This window comes from Facklamia sp. 7083-14-GEN3, assembly GCF_024742075.1.
Lineage (GTDB): Bacteria > Bacillota > Bacilli > Lactobacillales > Aerococcaceae > Facklamia.
The window spans coordinates 21,127-43,861 of record NZ_JANSGD010000001.1; the positions used below are offsets into that span (position 1 = coordinate 21,127).

16 protein-coding genes are annotated in these 22,735 nt (G+C 37.0%); 13 read left to right on the forward strand and 3 right to left on the reverse strand.

Going from position 1 to position 22,735, the window contains the following annotated elements; genetic code table 11:
- Positions 1-74 precede the first annotated feature (74 nt).
- The 3 genes from fumC (at position 75) to NW240_RS00080 (ending at position 4,098) form a co-directional block, all read left to right on the forward strand.
- Entirely contained in the window at positions 75-1,439 is a 1,365-nt protein-coding gene (fumC, locus tag NW240_RS00070) for a class II fumarate hydratase (RefSeq protein WP_258435384.1), read from the forward strand.
- Positions 1,440-1,458: 19 nt separating this feature from the next.
- Complete coding sequence (locus NW240_RS00075) at positions 1,459-2,628, forward strand: NADP-dependent malic enzyme (protein ID WP_258435385.1); 1,170 nt, start codon at positions 1,459-1,461, stop codon at positions 2,626-2,628.
- A 156-nt stretch (positions 2,629-2,784) separates the two neighbouring features.
- A complete protein-coding gene (locus tag NW240_RS00080) occupies positions 2,785-4,098 on the forward strand; it encodes an MATE family efflux transporter (protein WP_258435386.1) in 1,314 nt (437 codons plus the stop codon).
- A 64-nt stretch (positions 4,099-4,162) separates the two neighbouring features.
- Here the strand turns inward: NW240_RS00080 and gdhA are convergent, their stop codons facing one another.
- Positions 4,163-5,509 carry an NADP-specific glutamate dehydrogenase gene (gene gdhA, locus NW240_RS00085; RefSeq protein WP_258435387.1) on the reverse strand — a complete coding sequence of 449 codons (1,347 nt, stop codon included), beginning with the start codon at positions 5,507-5,509 and terminating at the stop codon, positions 4,163-4,165.
- 319 nt (positions 5,510-5,828) lie between these two features.
- Between gdhA and NW240_RS00090 the strand changes: the two genes are divergently transcribed.
- The 3 genes from NW240_RS00090 to NW240_RS00100 all read left to right on the forward strand — a co-directional run bounded on the left by NW240_RS00090 (position 5,829) and on the right by NW240_RS00100 (position 9,185).
- The gene (locus NW240_RS00090; protein WP_258435388.1) at positions 5,829-7,004 is read left to right on the forward strand and encodes a hypothetical protein; all 1,176 of its coding nucleotides are present in this window, start codon (positions 5,829-5,831) and stop codon (positions 7,002-7,004) included.
- 113 nt (positions 7,005-7,117) lie between these two features.
- A complete protein-coding gene (gene proB, locus NW240_RS00095) occupies positions 7,118-7,927 on the forward strand; it encodes a glutamate 5-kinase (protein ID WP_258435389.1) in 810 nt (269 codons plus the stop codon).
- Position 7,928: 1 nt separating this feature from the next.
- Positions 7,929-9,185 (forward strand): glutamate-5-semialdehyde dehydrogenase, encoded by a 1,257-nt coding sequence (locus tag NW240_RS00100; RefSeq protein WP_258435390.1) that lies wholly within the window; start codon positions 7,929-7,931, stop codon positions 9,183-9,185.
- Positions 9,186-9,224: 39 nt separating this feature from the next.
- Here the strand turns inward: NW240_RS00100 and NW240_RS00105 are convergent, their stop codons facing one another.
- Positions 9,225-11,930: a cation-translocating P-type ATPase gene (locus NW240_RS00105; protein WP_258435391.1), complete on the reverse strand. Its 2,706-nt coding sequence runs from the start codon at positions 11,928-11,930 to the stop codon at positions 9,225-9,227.
- Between the two features lie 415 nt (positions 11,931-12,345).
- Between NW240_RS00105 and NW240_RS00110 the strand changes: the two genes are divergently transcribed.
- From NW240_RS00110 to NW240_RS00125, 4 genes are all read left to right on the forward strand, one after another.
- On the forward strand, positions 12,346-15,339 hold the full coding sequence (locus NW240_RS00110; RefSeq protein WP_258435392.1) for a SpaA isopeptide-forming pilin-related protein: 2,994 nt from the start codon (positions 12,346-12,348) through the stop codon (positions 15,337-15,339).
- Positions 15,340-15,475: 136 nt separating this feature from the next.
- Positions 15,476-16,990 carry a DUF853 domain-containing protein gene (locus tag NW240_RS00115; protein ID WP_258435393.1) on the forward strand — a complete coding sequence of 505 codons (1,515 nt, stop codon included), beginning with the start codon at positions 15,476-15,478 and terminating at the stop codon, positions 16,988-16,990.
- A gap of 118 nt (positions 16,991-17,108) precedes the next feature.
- Positions 17,109-17,957: an HAD family hydrolase gene (locus NW240_RS00120; RefSeq protein WP_258435394.1), complete on the forward strand. Its 849-nt coding sequence runs from the start codon at positions 17,109-17,111 to the stop codon at positions 17,955-17,957.
- Between the two features lie 14 nt (positions 17,958-17,971).
- Positions 17,972-18,307 carry a hypothetical protein gene (locus NW240_RS00125; protein WP_258435395.1) on the forward strand — a complete coding sequence of 112 codons (336 nt, stop codon included), beginning with the start codon at positions 17,972-17,974 and terminating at the stop codon, positions 18,305-18,307.
- Positions 18,308-18,348: 41 nt separating this feature from the next.
- Here NW240_RS00125 and NW240_RS00130 read toward each other — a convergent pair whose 3' ends face one another.
- Complete coding sequence (locus tag NW240_RS00130) at positions 18,349-19,362, reverse strand: glycosyltransferase (RefSeq protein ID WP_258435396.1); 1,014 nt, start codon at positions 19,360-19,362, stop codon at positions 18,349-18,351.
- Between the two features lie 188 nt (positions 19,363-19,550).
- On the opposite strand from NW240_RS00130, the gene NW240_RS00135 reads away from it, so the two are divergent.
- The 3 genes from NW240_RS00135 to NW240_RS00145 all read left to right on the forward strand — a co-directional run bounded on the left by NW240_RS00135 (position 19,551) and on the right by NW240_RS00145 (position 22,725).
- On the forward strand, positions 19,551-20,351 hold the full coding sequence (locus tag NW240_RS00135; RefSeq protein ID WP_258435397.1) for a hypothetical protein: 801 nt from the start codon (positions 19,551-19,553) through the stop codon (positions 20,349-20,351).
- Between the two features lie 56 nt (positions 20,352-20,407).
- Positions 20,408-21,793: a 23S rRNA (uracil(1939)-C(5))-methyltransferase RlmD gene (gene rlmD, locus NW240_RS00140; RefSeq protein ID WP_309302386.1), complete on the forward strand. Its 1,386-nt coding sequence runs from the start codon at positions 20,408-20,410 to the stop codon at positions 21,791-21,793.
- 215 nt (positions 21,794-22,008) lie between these two features.
- On the forward strand, positions 22,009-22,725 hold the full coding sequence (locus NW240_RS00145) for a cytochrome c biogenesis CcdA family protein (protein WP_258435399.1): 717 nt from the start codon (positions 22,009-22,011) through the stop codon (positions 22,723-22,725).
- Positions 22,726-22,735 lie beyond the last annotated feature (10 nt).

Sequence of the window (22,735 nt, forward strand, 5' to 3'; positions counted from 1 at the left end):
TTTCATTTTAGAGCTTAGAGTGTATAATTGGTGATATAAGCTAAATGTTATATATTTTAGAAGGAGGAAGGTTTGTGAAAGTTAGAATTGAGCATGATTCGCTTGGAGAAATTCAAGTTCCAGCAGATAGGTATTGGGGGGCAGTTACGCAACGGTCTTATCAAAATTTTGAGATTGGTAGTGAAAAAATGCCTCGCGATGTGATTTGTGCGATTGCTCTAGTTAAAAAAGCGGCTGCAAGTACTAACCAAGCATTAGGTGTACTCGATCAAGAACGCTCAGAACTGATTCAGCAGGTTTGTAATGAAATATTAGCAGGCGATTTAGATGAACACTTCCCATTAATTGTTTGGCAAACAGGGTCAGGAACCCAATCAAATATGAATGTCAATGAAGTGGTTGCCAATCGAGGAAACGAGCTTGCAGGCAAACAATTGCTTCATCCAAATGATCATGTCAATAAATCTCAGTCTTCGAATGATGTTTTTCCAACAGCCATGCATTTGGCTGCATTAGTAAAAATTCATTCGCAACTGTTTCCGGTTCTTGATCATATCATGGATACATTAAGCAAAATGGAAGAAAAATACCGCCATGTTGTTAAAAATGGAAGAACCCACTTGCAAGATGCTACACCAGTTACCTTTGGACAAGAAGTCAGTGGATGGTTAGCATCTATTGAGCAATCCAAACGAATGATTGAATTAAGTTTACAACCACTTTATGAAGTGGCTTTAGGCGGAACAGCAGTTGGAACTGGATTAAACACACCTGAAGGTTATCCTGAAAAAGTAGCACAAGTCTTAGCTGAAATAACGGACTTACCAATCGTTACTTCATCAAATAAATTCCATTCTTTATCCAGTAAAGATGAATTGGTCTTTGCTCATGGAGCGCTAGCAGCTTTGGCAAGTGACATGATGAAAATCGCTAATGACGTTCGTTGGTTAGCTTCCGGACCACGTAGCGGTATCGGGGAGATTACTTTACCAACTAATGAACCGGGATCCTCTATTATGCCTGGTAAAGTAAATCCAACTCAATGTGAAGCATTGACAATGGTGTCAGCTCAAGTGATGGCTAATGATAGCCTGATGACCTTAGCCAATTCTCAAGGAAACTTTGAATTAAATGTCTATATGCCGGTGATGATTTATAATTTCATTCAATCGGTTCAATTGTTATCTGATGCGATTGCTTCATTTGATCACAAGTGTTTAGTGGGAATTGAAGTGAATGAAAGTCGTATGAAAGAATTAGTTGATCAATCACTTATGCTAGTAACTAAATTAAACACGCATATTGGTTATGAAAAGGCTGCTGAGATTGCTAAAAAAGCTTTTAACGAGGACACTACGCTTAAAGAAGCATGTTTGGCCTTAGATTATTTAGAAGCAGAGGAGTTCGATCGCTTAGTCGATCCGTCTACAATGGTTTAATTAGAAAGGAAGTTAAAAAATGGATGTATATGAAAAATCACTGAAATTACATTATGATTTAGCTGGTAAAATTGAAGTTAACAGTCGTGTGAATATCGATACAGCTGAAGATTTATCTTTAGCATACTCACCAGGAGTTGCTGAACCGTGTCGTGTGATTGCTAAGGATTATGAAGAATCTTTTAAATTAACGCGTCGTAACAATCTAGTAGCTGTTGTAACAAATGGGACAGCGGTTTTAGGATTAGGAGATATTGGTCCAGCAGCTGGTATGCCAGTAATGGAAGGTAAATGTGCTTTATTCAAACGTTTTGCTGATGTTGATGCTTTCCCAATTTGCGTGGATAGTAAAAATGTTGATGAAATCGTTAATACAATCGCTATGATTTCTAAAAGTTTTGGCGGTATCAATCTTGAAGATATCTCAGCACCCACTTGTTTTGAAATTGAAGCTAAACTAAAAGAACGCACTGATATCCCTGTTTTTCACGATGATCAACACGGAACAGCCATTGTAACTGCGGCAGCATTGATTAATGCCATTAAATTGACCAAAAAACCAATGGGTAAATTGAAAATGGTTATTAATGGTGCAGGAGCGGCAGGAATTGCTATTGCGAAATTATTAATTCAAATGAAATTTGGAGAAATCATAATGGTGGATCGAAAGGGAATTATTTATGATGGGAACCCAGATTTAGATTCAGCTAAAGCAGATATTGCAAAATTGACAAATTCTAGTAAAATGCAAGGTGAATTGGCTGATGCTTTGAAAGGAGCAGATGTCTTAATTGGCGTTTCTGCGCCAGGGGTAGTTAGCAAAGAAATGGTAGAATCGATGAATGAACCATTAATTTTTGCTATGGCAAACCCGACTCCTGAAATTATGCCTGAAGATGCTTTAGCAGCAGGTGCAAAAGTGGTTGGAACGGGTAGATCGGATTATCCAAACCAAATTAATAATGTTTTAGCCTTTCCAGGGATATTTAAAGGTGCTTTATCAGTGCGTGCAAAAGAAATTACTGATAAAATGAAAGAAAGAGCAGCTATTGCAATAGCTGATATGTTAGCAGAAGAAGACTTACGTCCGGACAATATTATTGTCTCACCCCTAGCGGATGGAGTGGCTGATGCTGTAGCTAAAGCTGTAGCAGATTGCGCAGTTGAAGAAGGCGTCGCTAGAATTTAGGGGTCATTTTAATAATTTATAGGAGTCAGTTAGCATTCTGCTGATTGACTCCTTTACTTATAGGAGTGTTTAAGATTGAAGCAAAAGATTAATAACAGGGATTTTCTAACGCAAGGCCCTATGTTGAAGGTTATCTTGACAATTTCGGCCCCCTTGATGATTAACAATTTGGTCCGTACTTTTTATACCGTTGCAGACGGTTTGTTTTTGGCTCAACTTTCTGCTGAGGATTTTGCAGCCTCTGCTTTTTCATGGCCTTTAAATTTTCTTTTTATTTCATTAGGTATGGGAATAGGTGTGGCAGCTACAGCCCTTTTATCAAACTTTTTAGGGTCCAAACAATATGAGAGAGTTCAAGTATATGTGGATAACACTTTGCTGTTGACATTAAGTCTGGGTATCATTCTTGCTATCTTAGGTTATCTAGCAACTCCTTGGATGCTTTCAATAATGGGCGGGAGTGGAAGTTTTTTAGACAAAGCAATTATTTATTTTAAAATAAGCTTTATTGGTCTGGTGTTTGATTTTGTTTATTTTACCTATCAGGCCATTTTAAACTCTCAAGGCAATACCAAAATCATGACGGCTATCTCTGGCATTTCAATGACGATAAACATTTTATTAGATCCTCTATTTATTTATGACCAAGTTCCCGTGATAAACATTCCTGGTTTAGGTTGGGGGATAGCAGGTGCTGCCTGGGCCACCGTTGTATCAAAGATTGTTTTAATTGTACTGGCTATTTATGTAGTCAACCAACAATCTAGAATCCAACCACAACTTAAGGGAATTCGCTTTGATTGGCCAACAAGTCAACATATTATGAAATTGGCTTTACCATCATTTTTAGGCTATGGAGGATCCTCGCTCGGTTTTACGGTTATGAACGCTTTAATTACCTCTTATGGAACAAATACCCTGGCAGCTTTTTCAATGGTCAATCGTATTTCTGATATTGTGATGCAACCGCAAATGGGAGTGGGAATGGCACTTACTTCCATTATTGGTCAAAATATGGGAGCTAAACTCTATACTCGAGCTAACCAAATTTTTAAACGAGCAATTATTTTTATTTTATTCATGTCGATAATCTCTTCAGCTTTGATGATTCTCTTCCAACAACCGATATTGAGTATTTTCATTAAAGAGTCAGCAGATAGTGACCTCTGGATGCAAGCTCAAGAGTACCTTGCTTATACAGCTTTTATTATTTTCTTTATGGGTCTATTTGCTGCCCTCAATGGTTTTTTCCAAGGCTGTGGTCAAACCAAATATTCTATGTTAATGACATTAGGACGTTTATGGTTTATTCGTGTACCAATTGTGATGTATCTACGTTATTTTACAGATCTAGGATCGACAGGTATTTGGATTTCTATGCTCGTTTCTAATATGCTGATTGTGGTATGGGGCTTTTATATCTATCGTAAAAAAGATTGGAAGACCTTAGTACAAGCGCAGATGGGCTAGTGTAAATAGTTAATTCAACAAAAAAGTGTAGGTGAAATTTTCACCTACACTTTTTATTAACATTTTATACAAGGCCATGCATTTGAATGAGTTGAACAATCTTTTGATATGCAGCTATATCTGCTGCCACTGCATAATTTTTACCTAAATCAAACGCTAAGCATGTTTCCTTACAGCGAGTAAAAATATCCGACATAATAGTTTGTAGTTTTTCATCGACTTCTTCAAAAGACCACTTTAGACGCATAGCATTTTGTGACATTTCTAAACCAGAAACTGCTACTCCCCCCGCATTGGCCGCTTTAGCTGGAGCCCAGATAAAATCTTTACTTTGGTTGAATACTTCAATAGCTTCCGACGTACAAGGCATATTGGCACCTTCAGCTAGAAAGCGCACACCATTAGCGATTAATTTTCTGGCTTGCTCAGCATTGATTTCATTTTGTGTAGCACAAGGTAGGGCGATATCTGCTTCTATTTGACGCGACCAGATGGAGTCTTTAGAAAAAGAAGCATGAGGACGCTCTTGTGTATAGATTGACAAGTCTTTGTTATGATTCACAAGAATATCTTCTAAACACTTAATATTAATGCCTTGTGGATCATAAAGCGATCCTTGACTATTAGAAACAGCTAACACAAGTCCTCCTAAATGAATAACTTTTTTGATAGCATTTAAACCCACATTGCCAAGACCCGAAATTATAAAACGCTTCTGTGAGACTTCTTCATTTTCTTCATTTAACATGGCTTGTAGGAAATAGATTAGACCATATCCAGTGGCTTCCTCTCTACCAAGTGAACCATTTGCTAAGACGGGCTTTCCAGTCAAACTACCTAATTCCACTCCCTTAAGCCGTTTATATTGACCATACATATATCCAATTTCACGTTTTCCAACTCCGATATCACCGGCAGGGACATCTAAGTTTTCATTTATGTGCTTAGCTAGCTCAGTCATATAGGATTGACAAAAGCGCATAATTTCTTGATCAGATTTACCACGTGTTGAAAAATCAGCACTACCTTTACCGCCTCCCATAGGTAGTCCAGTCAGGGCATTTTTAAAGGTCTGTTCGAAAGCTAAAAATTTCATTACACTCTCATTAACTGGTGTGTCAAAACGTAATCCACCTTTATAGGGGCCTAGTAAAGAAGAATGTTGGATTCGATACCCCCAGTTTATATGAACTTGACCTTGGTCATCTTGCCAGGGGACACGGAACTTAATAATTCTTTCCGGTGTAACCATGCGCTCAAGTATAGCTTCTTTTTCTAAACCTTTATCTTGTTCTACTAAAGGCTCGATGGCAGATAGAAATTCTTTAACTGCCTGCAGATATTCGATTTGTTCATTAAATTTTGTTTGAAGATCATTATAAACTCTTATTATATAGGGGTTTTTCAACATAACTCAGCTCCTAACTTATATTTTGAAATAAGTATAGCATACAGAACTAAACTGCAAGAGAATTTACCGAGTTGAATGGCAATAGATAATAGGTAATTATTTGAACGTCTGTGATAAAATAAAAAGAATTAGAAAAGATGTAAAGGGGATGAGAAAGATAAAAAAAAGAAATCATGCTCATGTTATATTGGGCCTAATCTTATTGGTGTTTGGTATAGGACTTCTTTTATTTAAATTAGGAACCGCAAATTTAATCATAAATAGTTTAGCTTTAATCCTTTTAATAATGGGAATTCTTCGTTTGTGGAAAATTAAATTTGTGTATAAATCTAAAAACTCATCGATAGCTAAGTCTTTTTTAACTATATTAAGTTTAGGACAAATTATTTTTGCTTGCGGACTACTGGTTTATCAGCAAAACTCATATCTTTGGATCGTGCGTTTAATTGGAAGTTATCAGTTATTAGTGGCACTTTTAAATTTCTTTTCTTATTACTTAATGCTTAAAGATGGTGCTATAGAGCGGTATCAACGTTTAGCTTTTGCTTTGGTGAATTTTATATTTGCGATTGATGGTATTTTAACAACGAATCAGGGATATCCTGCCTTACTTCGTTTAGGTATTTATCTTACTTTCATTGGAATTTCCTATCTAAATGATGGAGGATTTACTCTATTTGATTCAAGAAAAGAGCAAATTTGGCGAAGAAGTTTGCGATTGCCTTTGCCCGTGATTTTTTCAGCGCTATTCCCTCAAAAATTAATTAGCAGTATTGATGAAATAATAGTAGGGAATGTTCAAGATGTTGATACAGATTATAGGGATTCGCTTTATACTTTCAATCAGAGTTTTCCAGAGCAAGGAGAGAATCTAATCACTATCCAAATTCCTGTCGGTAAGTCAACTTTTGATAAGGTTGGTCATATGAATATTGCTTATAAAAACACTGTTTATTTTTATGGCAATCACGATGATGATACAAGAAATTTATGGGATTCAAGTGGAGAGGGTGTCTTAGCGTTAATTGATCGATCAGAGTATCTAACCTTTTCTTTAAAAAATCATCTCACAATTGCAGAATATGATATCGCTATTACAAGTCAGCAAGCTCAGAAGCTAGAAGAAAAGTTAACACAGATAAAAGAGCAAACAGTAAACTGGGTTCCTCAATCTAAAGCAGTCCTTAATTCTTTTGTTGGAAAACTGATGCGTCAAACTGAACATACCAAATTTTACAAATTCAAAGAAGGCCAATTTCAAACTTATTTTGTTTTTTGGACAAATTGTGTTTTGTTCTCTGATAATATGCTCGAAGCTATGGGATTGAATCTCTCTCCCTTAGTAGGAATTCAAACACCAGGGACTTATTATGATTTTCTAGAAAGAGAATATCAGCAAGAAAAATCAATTGTCTTAGAGCGGAGAATTTACAATCAAGATTTGGGAAAGTATTTAACGAAGATTGAAAGAGAAGAGTCTAAAAATATCAATTAAAAAAAGTGAAAGTTCAAAGTATTTTCACTTTTCATAGAGAATAGCAAGTAAGCTTTACCTAGGCATGAAACTTTCCTATAATAAGGCTATTGAATAGTAAAAGAGGTAAAAAAATGAAACGTAGTGATTTGAAAAATGCAAAACGCATTATTATTAAATTAGGAACAAATACAATATTATCCGATGAAGGAATTAATTTTACTAAATTGGATCGCCTAGCCTATGTCTGTGCTAGCTTGATACAAGAAGGGAAAGAAGTGGTCATTGTTTCTTCTGGGGCTATTGGAGTAGGAAGTATGGAGTTAAATGAAGCCAACTATCCGACGACCATCGCAGATCAACAAGCAGCTTCAGCAGTTGGTCAAACTTTGTTAATGGGACACTATTCTCGCTTCTTTAAATATTATGGCGTGAATGTGGGTCAAATTCTTTTAACACGAGATGTAGTGGACTATCCTCAATCGCTACAAAATGTTCAAGTAGCCATGGATACCTTACTAAGACGAAAAATTGTACCGATTATTAATGAAAACGACGCAGTAGCAGTGGAAGAATTAAACCATCAAACCAAATTTGGCGATAATGATACACTTTCTGCCATAGTAGCTAAAATTATAGAAGCCGACCTTTTAGTTATCCTTTCGGATGTCGATGGTTTATATGATTCAAACCCACAACAAAACCCTAATGCTCAACTAATTGATCAAGTCAGTGAAATTACAGACGAAATTCAGCAGATGGCTATGGGAAAAGGATCAGAATTTTCAACTGGAGGAATGGCTACTAAGTTAAATGCAGCTGAGGTAATTTTTACGACCGACTCTTCCTTAGTCATTACTTCAGGATCCGATCCTTCGATTATTTTTGATATTCTTAAAGGTGAAAGTATTGGAACTTTTTTCCATAGGAAAGGGGACAAATAAAATGGCGACATCAATCGATTTATTAACTATTGGAAAAAGAGCAAAAGAAAGCTCCGAAAAATTACGTAAGTTAGGCAGTCAAGCGAGAAACCAGGCTCTATTAGCCATGGCCCAATCGTTGGAGGAGAAGCAAGATAACATCTTAAAGCAAAACATTCAAGATGTGGAGAACGCGCGAGCGGATGGTATGGCAGTTGCTATGCTCGAGCGATTAACTTTGGATGAAAAGCGTTTTGCATCCATGGTAGCGGGTATTCGGAAAATCGCGCAATTACCAGATCCGTTAGCCAATACACGTAAGCAATGGATGAATGAATTGGGCTTACGTATTAGTCAAAGACCTGTTCCGCTGGGTGTAATTGGCATCATTTACGAATCGCGTCCCAATGTAACAGCGGATGCCTCCGGTTTATGTCTTAAAGCAGGGAATGCTGTTATTTTACGTGGTGGTAAAGAAGCCATCGCCACCAACCAAGCAATTGTTGAAGCCATTCAAGCGGGCCTTGAAGTAGCTGGTTTATCTAGATACTGTGTCCAGTTAATTACAGACCCTGATCGACAGTTAGTCACTCAATTAATGCAAATGAATCATTATGTTGATTGCTTAATCCCAAGGGGAGGGGCAGGCTTGATTCAAAATGTGGTGCAAAATGCAACCGTTCCTGTTATTGAAACAGGAGTGGGGAATGTCCACATTTATGTACATGAAAAAGCGGACTTTAAAATGGCACAGTCGATTGTTGTTAATGCTAAGACACAACGTCCTTCCGTATGTAATGCTGTTGAGACAATCATTGTTGATGAGACATTTGCTAAAGCTTACTTACCGCAAATAGGGAATGCCTTGTTTGATGCCAATGTTCAAATCTTAGGAGATGAGCAAACACGTGACTTATTGCCTTATTCCGTTCAAGTCAGTGAAGAAGACTATGAGACTGAATTTTTAGATCTAGTGGTGGCAATAAAAATCGTAAAAAATTATGATCAAGCGATTGATCATATTAATCGTTATTCAACTGGTCATTCAGAAGCTATTATTACGCAAGATTATTCAGTAGCTCAAGATTTTATGAATGATGTAGATTCTGCAGCTGTTTATGTGAATGCTTCAACTCGTTTTACTGATGGCGAAGTCTTTGGATTTGGAGGAGAAATCGGTATTTCCACTCAAAAACTTCATGCCAGAGGACCAATGGGGTTAGAGGCTCTCACCACTTATAAATACCTGATAGAAGGTTCTGGTCAAATTAGAGAATAATAAAAAAGCTGAGACATTGTCTCAGCTTTTTCTATTGTTTTATTGATTGTATTTGTCAGCGAAACCAGTTGTACGCATAATAAATTTAACAATTTCTACCACTACTACGATAGAGAAGGCTGCTGCAACGACAATGCCCCATTGTCCAGTTGTTAAGGCATGAACATCAAAGAATTGACTGATACCTGGAATTAATACCACACCTAAAAGCATTGCTCCTGATACTAAGAAGGCTAAATTTAACCATTTGTTGTCAAATGGATTACGGCTGAATAGTGAAGCAAAAACAGATTTGACATTATACGAATGGAATAATTGGATTAAACCAAGCGTAATGAAGGCCATTGTCTCAGCAAGAACATGGCGTTCCTCACCAACTAGGGTTGTTTGCATTGGTCCTTCAGCAGCATACCAGTATACAAATAGAGTGATTAAAGCTTCTAGAATTCCTTGATAAAGGATAGAAGGTGCGACCCCAAAGGATAAGAAGGAATCTTTTTTAGTACGTGGACGGTGTAACATGACATCGGATTCTGCTTTCTCCATACCTAGTGCAATAGCAGGGAAGACATCCGTTACTAAGTTAATCCACAAGATATGGATGGGTTCTAGAATAACCCAACCAAATAAAGTGGCTGTAAATAAGGTGATGACTTCTCCAAGATTAGCAGAAAGTAAGAACTGAACAGCTTTTTGGATATTTGCAAACACTTTTCGTCCTTCTTCAACTGCCACTACAATTGTTTGGAAGTTATCATCAGCTAATACCATGTCTGAAGCTCCCTTAGAAACTTCAGTACCAGTTATACCCATACCAACACCGATATCTGCTTGTTTTAGGGATGGCGCATCATTAACACCATCACCAGTCATTGAGACAACAGCATCATTAGCTTGCCAAGCACGGATAATACGCACTTTGTGCTCCGGTGAAACACGGGCATAGACTGAATAATTTCCAACTTCTTTAGCTAGTTGATCATCTGTAATCTCATCTAATTGTGCTCCGGTCATTACGTGGCGTTCATTATCGCTATCATTAGGGTCTAGGATAGTTAAACGTTCAGCAATAGCCTGAGCAGTCATTGCGTGATCCCCTGTAATCATAACAGTGCGAATACCAGCCAGACGCGCTTTTTCAATAGAAGCTTTAGCTTCTGTTCTTTCTGGGTCAATCATACCGACTAAACCAGTGAAAATTAAGTCTTTTTCTAGGGTTTCGGTTGTAACTTCTGTAGGAATTTCATCGATTATTTTATAAGCACCCGCTAAAACTCTTAAAGCTTGACGACCTAAATTAGCATTGACTTCAATGATTTCTTCTCTATCTGCTGCGGTCATTTCAATAACTTCTTGATCTTTTTGAATGGATGTTGAGCGCTTAATTAATTGATCAGGCGCTCCCTTTACAAATACTAGATAGCGACCATCATCTGTTTCATGAATAGTTGACATCAATTTACGACCTGAATCGAAAGGAATTTCCTCTACACGAGGAAATTGTCTTAACTGTCCTTTAAGATCCATATCATGGTCTAAAGCGTATTGAATGAGGGCTGTTTCAGTAGGGTCTCCGTTGACATTTCCTTGAGCATCGACTTTTGAGTCATTAGGGAAAGCGAATGAACGAATAAACTTGCCACTAGAATCAAGGGGGTCTTGAGCATAATGCAATTGTCCATCATAATAAACTTTTTCAACTGTCATTTGGTTAAGTGTTAAGGTACCAGTTTTATCTGAGCAGATGACTTTAGTTGATCCTAAAGTTTCAACAGCAGGAAGAGTCCTAACCAAGGCATTTCTTGCTGCCATTGTTTGCGTTCCTAAAGAAAGAATGATTGTTGAAATAGCTGGCAAGCCTTCTGGAATAGCGGCAACGGCTAATGAAATAGAAACTAATAACATTTGGATTGGCGAGAATCCTTTAAGAAAGACACCAACGATAAAAGTTAAGATAGCAATCGCTATGATTAAGTAGGTAAGTGTTTTTCCCAGTTTTTCTTGGTCTTTTTGAAGTGGAGTGAGCTGTTTTTCTGTTGAAGATAACATAGCTGCAATATGTCCAACTTCTGTATCCATCCCTGTGTGAGTAACGACTCCTAAGGCGCGCCCGTAGGTAATATTAGTAGAAGAGAAAGCCATATTGGATCGATCGCCAATCCCAGCTTCTTTTTCAATAACCGCTTCGGCATATTTTTCAACTGGAACAGATTCACCTGTTAGCGCTGCTTCTTCGACTTTTAAGGAATTAGTTTCAACTAAACGTAAGTCCGCAGGAACAATATCGCCAGCTTCTAAACTGACTACATCGCCAGGAACAAGTTCAGTTGATTTAATTTTCACATATCCTCCGTCGCGTAATACGTTGGCTTCAGGTGAAGACATATCACGCAAGGCGTTAATGGCGTCCTCTGCTTTAGCCTCTTGAAAAACCCCAAGAACAGCATTTAGCAAGACAACAATTAGGATGATGATTGAATCAGTAGGTCCTTCACCTTCCATATATCCAACAAATGCAGATATGACAGAAGCAACTAATAGAACAATAATCATAAAATCCTTAAATTGGTCAATAAACTTTTGAAGAAGAGACCTTGTTTCTTCTTCTTTTAGCGTATTTTCACCATATTGTTCCAAACGAGCTTCTACTTCTTTTTGACTCAATCCGCGCTGGATATTGGTATCTAATTCGCTAATAATCTCTTGACCAGATTTAGTATAGGCAACAAAATCTTTTGTAGACATCAACTTTCCCCCTTTTATTTCCGTGTTTATAAGTTTGACTTCGAATAGAAAAAAGACTCATGCCACTTGGGCAACACAAAGCTGCGCTCAACGGCATAAGTCTCACTTTTAAGACTGTACCAGTAGTAAAAACTACTTAACGTTGTTGATACAGCCAAGATAATATCTACCTTAAGTTACTCCCTTATGAACATCTAGCTAAATTATAATCAATCTGACTTTGTTATGCAAATTTTTTTTGCAAAGAAAGGTAAAGCATAAATTGGGAAATACAAGATGAATTTGAAGAAAGATTGATGAAATTAGGGAAAAATCTTTATAAATTGTGATAATTAAGCGATTTAAGAACCTTCTTTCCCAATTTATGGTAAAGTAGAATTGTAGATGAAACATAGTATTTAAGGAGGTAATCAGGATGTTTAAGAGAAAAAATATATTATCATTCGTTTTAGTTAGCAACCTATTGGCTGTGCCGATTTTTGAAACACAAGAGGTTTTAGCCCGAGTTGAAACACAGACACAAGAAAATGTGGTAGAGCCTACTTTTAATGTCTTTTTACAAGTGGATGAAAATGCCCCTCAATCTCAAAAGAAAATTTCATATGACATCATCGATATAACGAGTCAAGAAGTTGTTTACTCTCATCGTAGTGAGGATAAAGAAAAGCAACCAATTGAATTGACCGCTGGCGAATATATTTTCCGTTTATATGATGGAGGTAAATTCCAAAGAGATGACCAATCAATTAAGCCTTACCAGGTTCAAATTGGTCAGGAAAACCAAGAGAAAGCTGAAGAAATCGCTGATGATTCAGGTGAAATTGTTGAATTAGCTGACCAAACTATCGTGTATGATTATGCCTTTACAATTGATGAAAGTCATTTAGAAAAGGCTCCGGTTTTTGCCATTTATTTAGTCGGTGATCAAGTTCAAAATCCTCAAGTCCCAGAAATTGAATCACTCGCTGAAGATAGTAGTCAAGAGGCCGAAAGTAGTCAGGAAAGCAGTCAAACGGAGGTTGCTAATGAAGTAGGAGATATTAATGTAATTCTTCAAGACAGTGCAGGCAACCTCATTCCAAATGTAGGAATAGTTATCGATGATCAAGAAGTTTTGACGAATGAACAAGGGATCGCTCAGTTCCAAGGAATTGCTGCCGGTAACTATGTAATGACTTTTGGTCAATTGCCAGAAGCAATGACAGGATATGAGATTGAAGAAAATGTAGAGATCTACCCTGGCCAAGCGACAGAATTTAATCTTACATTGTCAGGTATAATTGAAGATTCAACAACTTCTCAAACAACTGTAGAAGCTAAAGCTGATTTACAAGAAGTAGGAGACGTTAATGTAATCCTCAAGGACAGTATGGGTAATGTTGTTCCAAATGTAGGAATTGTTATCGGTGATCAAGAAGTTTTAACGAATGAACAAGGGATCGCTCAGTTCCAAGGAATTGCTGCCGGTAACTATGTAATGACTTTTGGTCAATTACCAGAAGCAATGACAGGATATGAGATTGAAGAAAATGTTGAGATTTATCCAGGTCAGGCCTACGATTTTCCTTTGACATTGTCAGGTGTAATTGAAGATTCAACGACTTCTCAAACCACTGTAGAAGCTAAAGCTGATTTACAAATAGAAGTATACGACCAAGAGGAAGCACCGGTTGAAGGTGTTAAGATAGAATTAACTAATATGGATGATCCAGAATTTAAGCAAGAATTAGTATCCGATCAATCAGGTATCGCTCAAGCTTCTGAAATACCAGTGGGTAATTATCAATACAAAGTAATTGAAACACCCGAGACACATTCAGCTCAAGGCACATTGTTGGAAGCACCAGTGCTTGCCAATGAAGAAAATCGTCAAGTAATTGGTATTACCAAGTTAGACCAAGTTGGTCAACTTAATATCTTAGTTACTGATACTCAAGGCCAAGCAATTCCACAAGCTCAAGTCCAATTGTTAGGCAAAGTCTATACGACTGATGATAATGGATCTATCTTGATTGATTCATTAGCAGTTGGTAATTACGATGTGACCTTGGTGACTGTCCCAGGAAATGCTGATTTAGAAAATAATGTTCAAAGTGTTGAGGTGTCATTTAATCAATCTACTGATTTAACATTTGAAGTAGAAGAGACGACTACAACAATGGAAACAACAACAACGGTTGAACCAACGACTGAAGAGCCAACTACGACGACCCAGGAGCCCGAAGCTGTCTTGACTATTCAAGTGCAAGATCAAAATTCTGATGCTGTTGAAGGTGCCAGTATACGTTTAATGAATAAAGAAAATGGTCAAGAACAAGAAATAATCACCGACAGTCAAGGCTTAGCATCAGCGAGTGACCTTGCTTTGGGCAACTACCAATACCAAGTCAGTCAAACGCCTGAAGGATATGCAGCTGAAGGCAATCTAATAGATGTTGCTGTAGAAAATGAAGAGCCAGCATTACAAGCTGTGACTATTCAAAAAGAAGATGAAGTGGGTCAAATTTCAGTAGCTATCAGCAATGAGCAAGGTCAAGGTGTTGCAAATGTCCAAATGCAAATCGGTGAACTAACTGTTGAAACAGATGAGACAGGAATGGCTGTAATCGAAGAAATGCCAGTTGGAAATTATGAAGTCAAGATGCTTTCTGTTCCTGAATCTTATCGAACAGATCAATTCTCTCCAGAAACGATTGAAGTGGTTGCCAATCAAAAAGTTGAATTAGCTTACCAGTTGGAAGAAATTCCTACGACTGAGGAGCCAACCACAACAACAGTCGCACCAACCACTCAAGAATCAACAACTACAACGGTTGCAGAAGAGTCTAAGGTTCCTGAGATGGTCTTTAAAGACCTAGAGAATGGTGGAGAAGTTCTCTTAACAAAGGCAGAAGCTAAGAAAGTGAATAAAGTTCTTATTCAACCGGTTAACTTAGATCCCGCCAATCTTCCTTCTGAATTGAAAGGCAAAGATTTTATAGCTTATGAAATCAAGGCTTTTGACCAAAACGGCAGTGAAATAAGATTGGAAAATCCTACTTTAATCAAACTTCCTACCCGTCCAATTAATAGTCAACTGTTAGCTATGAAAGTTATGGGACAACAAGTACAAGGCTTAAAAGTACGAGTTAACCAACAAACGGCCAATGTTGAAAGCCAAGGTCTTGGTACCGTAGCTTTAGTATATGGAGACGCTAAAGCTGACCAAACAACAACTAATCAAACACAAGAAGACGGAAAAGCAGTTGTTGTTAAGAAGTCAACCGATCGTAAAGAGGCTGAGAAAGGTAATCTACCTACAACAGGTGAAATGACTTCTAAAGTGATTTACCTAGTCGCAGGTACATTAGTAGTTGGAGGAGCATTACTCATTGCTCTAAAAAGAAGAAATCAAGTTGAAGATAAATAAAATTTAGAAAACAATCCCTAAGATATTAGGGATTGTTTTTATTTTTTTAATAAATTTTATAAATGGTCGGTAATTAGATGCTGAGTAAATAAGAGTATGCTAAAATTGAGGGTGTGAATAGTAGAGGAGGCTTAACATGAATACACAACTTATGTTTGGATACGGCTCACAAGCGGTTGGATTAAATTTAGACAAGTTGAATCGACATGGTCTTATAGCTGGAGCCACTGGAACAGGCAAGACGGTTACTTTAAAAGTTATAGCTGAACAGTTAAGTTTGGCCGGAATTCCCGTTTTTTTGTCTGATATTAAAGGCGATTTGGCTTCTTTAGCTGAAGAGGGCAGTTCTCAAGCATTTATTGAAAGAATACAAGCCACTCACTATGAAAATTATGACAATCAAGCTTTTCCTATTGAACTATGGGATGCTCATGGGCAAGCTGGGCTGCCACTCAGAGTAACGGTTTCCGAAATGGGACCTATTTTACTCGCCAACTTATTAGGCTTAAATGATACCCAAACCAGTATTTTAAATGTGGTTTTTTCGGTGGCAGATGAAAAAGGGCTTTTATTAATTGATTTAACAGACTTAAGAGCAATGCTAAATTTTGTAGGGGAACATGCAAAAGAATTAAGCACTAGCTATGGGAATATTTTTAAAGCATCAATTGGTGTTATTTTACGTAGTATTGTTGTTTTAGAACAGCAAGGAGCGGATGCTTTTTTTGCTGAGCCTAGTTTAGAAATTGAAGATTTACTAAGAGTAGATGAAACAGGGAAAGGCATCATCAATATTTTGTATGCAAGCAAGCTTTATCAAACACCTACTCTCTATGCCATGGTCTTATTAGCACTTTTAGGAGAGCTGTTTGATAGCCTTCCAGAAGTAGGAGATTTAGCTAAACCCAAAATGGTTTTCTTTTTTGATGAAGCGCATGTTTTATTTGATGGGACCCCTAAAGTGCTGGTTGAAAAGATAGAATTGATGGTAAGATTAATTCGCTCCAAGGGAGTAGGCATTTTCTTCGTCACTCAAAATCCTATGGACCTATCAGACAGTGTGTCTTCGCAGCTAGGCAACCGAATACAGCATGGGTTGAGGGCATTTACGCCTAAGGAACTTAAAGTTGTCAAAGCAGTGAGCCAAACTTTTCGTCAAGCAGAATCCTCAGAAGTTGATTTAGAAAAAATCATCCAAGAGTTAGCAACTGGAGAGGCTGTTGTTTCTACTCTTGATTCAGATGGTGCGCCAAGCGTTGCTGAACAAATCGTCATTTATCCACCAATGAGTAAGTTGGGTCTTGTCGATCCTCAAGTTATTTTAAAGACGATTAACCATTCTCAGCTCTTAGATAAGTACAGTGAAACAATTAATCGTGAGTCTGCTCATGAGCAGTTAAATCAAGCCATGCAAGAAACTCAAGAAGAAATGATTGAATCGATTGATGAGAAAGTAGAAGGCTTTTCAAGCAATCAACGTATCAAAGAACTTGAAGCAGAGTTAGCTAAGCAAGCTAAGCAGTCAGTCAAAAAATCTTCAAGGAGAACCGATTCTAATTTTGACCGTTTTACTAAAAACATGATGAGTCAGGTTGGCCGTGAGATAGGCCGAGTAATCACACGTTCTATTACAGGGATGTTCAAAAAATAAATTTTAGCGATTAATAAAGGATGATGATTCTTTAAAAAATGTTATAATCAGTTAGGAATGCAATATGATAAATGTTTAAGATTTCTTCTAGCAAAATAAAAAAGGAGCATTAATTTCTATGACTTTAAAACTCATCACTATTGACCTTGATGAAACTCTCCTCAGAACAGATAAGACTTATGATCGTGATCGCTTTAACCGCGTTCTGAAACGATTACGAGAAGCAGGAGTGATCGTTGCGATAGTTACTGGCAATTCCTATCAGAAAATTGCGGATTACTTTGAAGAATCTGTTTGGCCAGAATTATATTTTGCTTGTGATAATGGAAATTATATAGTTAAGAATAATCAAACCTTAAAAAAGGTTGGCATTCCATATCAAGACTTTACCCAGATTATTGATTTTTTAGATGAATTTCACGCCTATTCTCCTGTTTTGGGATTAGGAGATGCGGCTTACTTTAGAGAGACTAAGGGGCCATTATTTGATTTTATCTCACGCTACGCTAAAGATGTGAACTACATTCCTCAATTTTCAGAGCTTTCAGAAGATTCTGTGGTAACAAAAATTGCGATTGCGACCCAAGACACCCTCGACCGTAATAAAGTCTTAGCTCGTATCATCAACGAACGCTATGAAGAAGTTACAGCAGTTACTTCAGGAGACGGATGGGTAGATGTATATAATAAAGAGGGCGGTAAAGGAAGCGCTTTGCTTTATCTTCAAGATAAATACAATATCAAAGCTGAGGAATCAATGGCTTTTGGTGATTCGTTGAATGATGAGAGCATGATGGCTCAGGTTCATTATAGTATAGCAATGGATAATGCCGATAAAGATTTAGCTATGCAATGCCGGTATAAAATTGGAAATAATAATGACCAGTCAGTTATTTGTGTTTTAGAAGAATATATACAATCATTTGAATTAGACTTTTTAGAAAAATATCGCACAATTAAAAAATAGATAGGTTGGATTAAATGGCAAAGAAAATAAAGAAGAAAAACGTCAAAAACAGAATGGATGAGATGGTTCAAATCGATGCCTTCTTAATTCCAGCGCACCAAGCAGAAATGTATAAAGTTTTAAGAGAAGCAGTAGCCGAAGAAGCCATCAACTATTGGCAAGCTAAGTATCCTTACGTTTCTCGCATGAATGATAATCCTGATGAAGGCGAAGCCATCCAGATTAAAAATGCAGAGGATCAAGAAGTTTTCCGTTTTTATCTTAATCCTTCCAATATTTCTCAAGCGCAAAAGGCAAGAGATAAAGATCAACTCGATAAATTTTTAATCAAATTTGAAAATATAGACTAAAAAATTCCCACCTTTGGTTTGATCAAAGGTGGGGCTTATTTTTATAACTTCATTCGTAATGCCTCTTGATATATTGAAAATAGCTGTCGACCAATTTGAGGAAGATCCCGTTCGATGGCTATTTCGTATGCTGGTTCTACTAAGGAAGGCAAGTTACCTTCGTAAGCCAGTTGAATTTTATCTAAAAAAGCTTGAAGATCTTTGGCTTTATGGACATTAACACCATCTTCTAACCAACCATCAAATACAGGGATATCACGAACAATAAAATCTGCCTTCATAGCGCAAGCTTCAATTGCAGGAATGCCTTCAGTTTCTTCGAAGGTAGGGAAAATATAGAGATTGCTAGCTATTAAACCGGCCCGTATGTCTTCACTAGGAACATAGCCAGCAAATTTTAAATTTGGTAATTTAGTAGTGACAGCCTTTTTTATTTCATCCGGTACATAGCGTAAATCAAGATAGCCAAACCAAATAAATTGGATATGAGGCATCCGTTTAGCTAATTCAACAAAGTCAAGGATACCTTTACGTTTTAAGTAGAGGCCAATCCCCATCACTATAAAATCATTGGCTTGATAGCCATATTTTTGACGAAAAGTGTTTGTAAGTTCCTCAGTGTTTAAAGCTTGAAACTTTGACAAGTCAATGCCGTTTGAAACCGCATAAATCGGTTGTTCGAGGCCGTAATTTTCGAGTAGATTCTTAGAATATGGAGTGGGAGTGATAAGTATATCGCCCAAACGGTAACACGTTAATAGCCACTGTTTAAAGCTAGGTGCCAGAAGGTTTGAAAATCGGAAGGAATTCTCAAAGTCTTCTTTAGTCGAGTGAGCATGATAAATGACAGGAATATTCTTTCGGCGACATTTCGCTGCCAAAAGATAGGACTTAGGAAAGTAGGTATTAATATGTAATAGGTCAAAAGAGTCTTTTGGGTTCATCGTATAATCGATTCCCATGTATTCTAATGCTTTTTGCTGATGCTGGATAGCTTTGCCTAAACCTGAGCGTTTGATTTGCTCGAGATTGCCTGAATAAAGTAAAACGCGCATCTAGTTACCTACTTTCTCTTTGTAAAGATCTTAAAACTACTTATTTTTAATAACTGTATTCCTTATTCTATCGAATAGGTCTTTTTTTAACAAGTTTTACTGAGTCTTGATAAAGCAATTTAGTTTTTATGAATGATTTGATGTATAATCCAATAGATGAGTAAAATTGACTTTGAGAGGGGGGCCTTATGATGACAGGACATTTTGGGCAAATATTCTTACTACCAGGACGTTCATTACTTGAAAAAGAAATTAAGAGGTTGCAGGCTGATTTACTACAAGCCGTGTTTGAATACGATGAATTGATCTATAAAGATTGTTTCTATTTAGAAAAACACTTCTATTTTAATTTTGGTAAAGAATGGTTCAGTTTATTAAAAGCTCATTTTCAAACTATCTACTTAGAAAGAAAGTATGGAATAATGCGTCGTTATAAGAATAACGATCAAAAACTTAGACTTCAACAATTAGAAAAAGATCTATCAGTCTATCAGCAGTTAATTACTAAAACTGAAGAAAAAATTCAATCAGCAGAACTCTGGATTTATGAAGATAAGCTTACAGATGAAGAATCGCGATTGATGCGGGGCATGTATCGCCAAATAGTCTCGAATGTTCATCCGCTTTTATATCCTTTGCAAACAAAAAATCAAGAAGCTCTCTATCAAAAAGCTTTGACTGCCTATAAAAGAGATAATAAAGAAATTCTTCAATTGGTTTTAGATCAGTTAAATGAAGATTATGCCCAAGCGTCCCCACTAAAATTAAGCCAATTAGTCGATGTGAGGAATACTTTACTAGTCTCTTTATATGAAACGAGGAACCAATTGGCTATAAGACGATCTGATTTCCCATATCTCATTCGAAACTACATTTTAAATGATAATTTAGGTGAGAAAATGCGCCAAAGTCTGATTCATAGACGAAGTCAATTTACCCATAAAATAAACCAATTGGAGTTAGAGATTGCTAAGTTGAAAGAGCGTTAATACTCTATTTATCCAATTCATTTCAAGATTTAAGTTTCAACAAAGACCTAAAACAAATGACAGAGGAGCAATACATGACAAATAATTTTGAAAAAAACCAACTTTTAAAAGCAAAAGTAGAAGACCTAACGCATGAAGGAATGGGTGTCGCTAAAATTGAGGGCTTTCCGTTCTTTATTGAAGGAGCCTTACCCCAAGAAGACATTGAATTTAAAATCATTAAAATCGGTAAAAAATATGGCTTTGGTAAATTAGTAAAAGTAATAAAGGAAAGTCCTGACCGTGTAGCTATAACAGATGATATCGGACGACAAACGGGAACGATGACCTTACAACATCTGTCTTATAAGGCACAATTAGCATTTAAAGAAAAAGTTGTGCGCGATGCTTTTGAACGTATTGGGCATTTTAAAGAATTGACGATTCAACCTACTATGGGCATGGATGATCCTTGGGGATACCGTAATAAGGCTCAAATCCCAGTTCGTATGGTTAAAGGCCAATTAGAAACGGGATTCTATCGCAAAAATAGTCATGATCTCATTCCAGTTGAAGATTACCATATTCAAGATCCCGCTATCGATCAAGCCATTTTAATTGTTCGAGACCTTTTAAGAAAGTTCAAAATTCCAGCTTATGACGAGCGGGCTCATACAGGCTGTATCCGTCATTTAATTGTAAGAAAAGGACATTATAGTGGTCAATTAATGGTCATTTTAGTTTCCAAAGCAAAAAAAATTCCTCAACTTGAAGAATTGCTGCAAGAGATGATTGAAAAAATTCCTCATCTGGTATCAATTATTCAAAATATCAACCCCGCTAAAACAAATGTCATTATGGGGAAAGAGACTTATTGTTTATGGGGACAAGAGTACTTTGAAGATCAAATGTTAGAGATGACATTCCGTATCTCACCGCAGTCTTTCTATCAAATTAATACGCCACAAGCAGAACGCTTATATCAGATGGCTATTACTACGGCAGAACTTGATGGGAGTGAGACTGTTTTGGACGCTTATTGCGGTATTGGTACCTTGACCTTAGCGCTTGCCAAACATGCTAAAGCGGTCTATGCCATGGAAGTAGTGGTTGAAGCGGTCAAAATGGCGGAGAAAAATGCCGAAATCAATCAGATAGAGAATGTGCATTTTGAAGCAGGTTTAGCCGAAGATTGGTTAGCAAGATGGAACCAAGAAGACATTCATTTTGATGTGGTGACAGTCGATCCACCACGCAAGGGATTGGATCCTCAATTTATTGAAAGCTTAGTGGATCAAGATCCAGCTAAGATTGTTTATGTCTCTTGCAATCCAGCTACCCAAGCGCGTGATTGTCAATTGCTTGCTCAAGCAGGTTATCATATTCAAAGCATTCAACCTGTTGATCTTTTCCCATTTACTAATCATGTGGAGACTGTAGCTTTATTAACAAAAGATAAATAAATAAAACTTTATATCAGTGAAATTAAGAGCCCTTCCAATTCTCTTTAATAGAGAATTGGGAGGCCTCTTTTCTTTATTGAGTATGGATAATTTGTATTAATTAGTAAAGAATACAACCAAATCAAAGTTTTATAGGTTGATCTTCGATTATAATCGGTTCAGCTTACTCCTATAATTAAGCTATAAAGAAAAATACATTTTGAAAGGAAACCATTATGATAGGAGAAAATATTTTACTCAGTTCCGTTTTTATTGCCGGACTATTGTCATTTTTTGCACCATGTACCTTCCCTTTAATTCCGGTCTATATCGGTTTTATGACAGACGAAGCAGGAGAATATCAAAAATTAAAAATTGGCAAGTTCGAAATTAATAAAGGAGGCATTATTAAAACCATGTCCTTTGTTTTAGGCCTATCAACCAGTTTTATTATCTTAGGCTTTGGTGCCGGATGGTTAGGACAGGCCTTAAATAATTCGTATATTCTAGTTTTTGCAGGCTTTTTAGTTTTTTTACTGGGTGTCCACCAAATGGATATCATCCACTTTAAAAAATTGGACCGTATGCGTGGGATACAAGTGAATGTAAAACAGAAAAAAGCCTTAGGAACCTATCTGATGGGTGTTTCCTTTAGCCTTGGCTGGACGCCTTGCGTAGGCCCCATATTAGGAGCCGTTTTAGTCACTTCCGCCAGCGGAGGCACTCAATTTTACGGAGCATTTCTAATGTTGATTTACTCATTAGGATTAATGATTCCCTTCTTGATTATGGCGATTCTGTCTACTTATATGTTAGACCGTGTGAGCTTTTTCAAAAAACATCTGGTAACCATCAAACGAACAGGTGGCTTCTTGGTTATGCTAATGGGAATCGTCCTCATGACCAATCAATTACCCAACTTAGTCGCTTATTTTAATAACTTATTCAATTAGGAGGAAATAC